Consider the following 2,011-nt stretch of genomic DNA (forward strand, 5'->3'; position numbering starts at 1 on the left):
TCGATTTATGCAACAAAGCCAATTGGGCCAGTACGGCAATTAGTTCTTCTTTTGAGACTCTCATGAAGCAATCTTAGCATCCTGCTCAGTTTATTGTCATGTATAGATAGCAATAATTAGGATTTTATGCTGCTGATACCTAGTTTTTCGTAGGCTCGCGCATTCTTCTGCCTGGAGGCATGTCGTTCCCTTCGACAGCTCCGGCAGTAAGCCCATGCACACGAGTTTGTCAGCGGCAAAGCAATCCTTAATCCGGCGGAAACAGTCTGGCGCTTTGGCATTGATCGGGGAGGCATAGACCGTCTCGCCAGCATGACACAGCAGCAACTTCGTGAACACGCCAAAAGCAGTCGTGCAGTAATTCAGTTATTGCCTGTCTATGCCTCAAGCAACTTGCCCATGGTTGCCTATGTGGATCTTCTCCAACCTTGTATCACTGGAGCTGCGGAGAAACCCATGCCCTTTAAAAGCAGGCCAAACATAGGCGCAGACTTGCTCTTGGCGGAAAGACTAATCCAACTCGGCGCCCGTCCTCCAATTGTCAACCAACTTTGCCAGTTAACCCGAAATCAAAGCATCGGATTTTTTAAGACGGTACAAGGGCAATCGCCCAAACAAGGCATGCTGCCACACGATCATCAATGGCCTATCCGCTCGGCCCACAACAACATTCATGCCTCGCTATTTTTAAGCATGATTGAAGACATTCGGCACCGGCTTTCTACCCCGAATCTGAATGCGGCATTACTGGTTGCGTCCTATGAAATCTACAGCAATGCCGCTTCCAGAATTTTAGCCACTCGGCAACGTATCCAACCACGCTCCAGCCTAGATTATCCGTTAGATATCAACCGGGCTTGGTATTTAATCAGCCTGCTCTCGGCGGGTGATTTGGTTTTCATTCTTTGCGGGCGTTGCCACGCCAGTTACATGGGCATGATTCACCCTGATGCGTCATTTAGTCAATGCCCCATCTGTGATGTATGGACTGATCGCTCAGGTCGGCGACGCTTTATTTCCACAAAATCAAAAATGCTCACATTGAACAAACCAAGCGCTCGTTAGAGACGATCCATCAGCTACTAAGGAGAAGTCGCATGCTTATCGTTGTCGTCACAGCCACCCATTCCCAAATACCTCAGTCTATCCATGGCAAAAACCTCGCGCGACTAGCGCGCGAGCGCTTTGCCAATCAGCAATCGCTGACGATTGATTTTAAGGACGTTAAAAGCATCACACTGGGGTTCTTTCAGGAATTGTTTTTGCCATTGGTCGCCGAATTCGGATCCGATTTTCTGAAATCGAAACTGAAAATAGTCAATATGGCGGGGCACATCGACAACATGATGCAATCAGCATTCAAAAATCTCGAGGTCTACTTTGACAAACTGACGGCGATCGATCAACTGGGTTGCGATGAAGAGATTTATGCCATGAATCAGGCCTGGCTCATCAAAGCCAGAGAAATCGCACGGGAGAACCCGGTACTAACCGAACTGGTGCTTGGCATTACAGATGAAACCATGCGCTTGGCAGTTGTTCGTTTAACTTTAGAAGACATTGATTTCATTGCCCGCTCAAACTGGCTATGTTTTACCCCCAGATTTTCGAGCCAGTTTATTCAAAACATCAACAGAAAATCGCCACCGATGGTGGAAGCCATGCTCGGATTAAGCGGCACTATTGATTAAGAGAGGCAACTAATGCTCATGAAATATCAACAGCAAACCTTGGCAATAGAACTGCTCAATCTCCATGCGAAAGTCAAAATCGCGCATCAAGCAACGGGAATTCCGGTCAAGCTATTGAGACAGACTTACCGTCAATTAGATGGCCGATCGCCCAGCCGTGGATCCATCAAATTTTCCACCCGAGGCCTGACTGGAAGCCGGCGGAAATACAAGGACGTAACGCTGTTTGCCGTGTGCTATCGGGCTGCGTCAAACAAATCGGCCGACAATCAAATACAGACGCTGATAAGCGCTTTTGATGCCTACAAGCGTTCCTATCC

General features: G+C 48.0%; 3 protein-coding genes. All 3 read left to right on the forward strand.

Going from position 1 to position 2,011, the window contains the following annotated elements:
• The first annotated feature begins 312 nt into the window (after window positions 1–312).
• Window positions 313–1,065 (forward strand): FlhC family transcriptional regulator, encoded by a 753-nt coding sequence (locus tag A1332_RS01340; RefSeq protein WP_064006783.1) that lies wholly within the window; start codon window positions 313–315, stop codon window positions 1,063–1,065.
• Window positions 1,066–1,097: 32 nt separating this feature from the next.
• Window positions 1,098–1,691: an STAS-like domain-containing protein gene (locus tag A1332_RS01345; protein WP_064006784.1), complete on the forward strand. Its 594-nt coding sequence runs from the start codon at window positions 1,098–1,100 to the stop codon at window positions 1,689–1,691.
• A 12-nt stretch (window positions 1,692–1,703) separates the two neighbouring features.
• Window positions 1,704–2,011: FlhC family transcriptional regulator (locus A1332_RS01350; protein ID WP_064006785.1), on the forward strand; the 308-nt coding region annotated here is incomplete at its 3' end.

It is taken from the genome of Methylomonas methanica (assembly GCF_001644035.1).
Classification (GTDB): Bacteria; Pseudomonadota; Gammaproteobacteria; order Methylococcales; family Methylomonadaceae; genus Methylomonas; species Methylomonas methanica_A.

Coding starts and splice junctions, on each gene's coding strand:
- A1332_RS01340 (WP_064006783.1), top strand. CDS start 313: ATGACACAGCAGCAACTTCGTGAACACGCCAAAAGCAGTCGTGCAGTA.
- A1332_RS01345 (WP_064006784.1), top strand. CDS start 1,098: ATGCTTATCGTTGTCGTCACAGCCACCCATTCCCAAATACCTCAGTCT.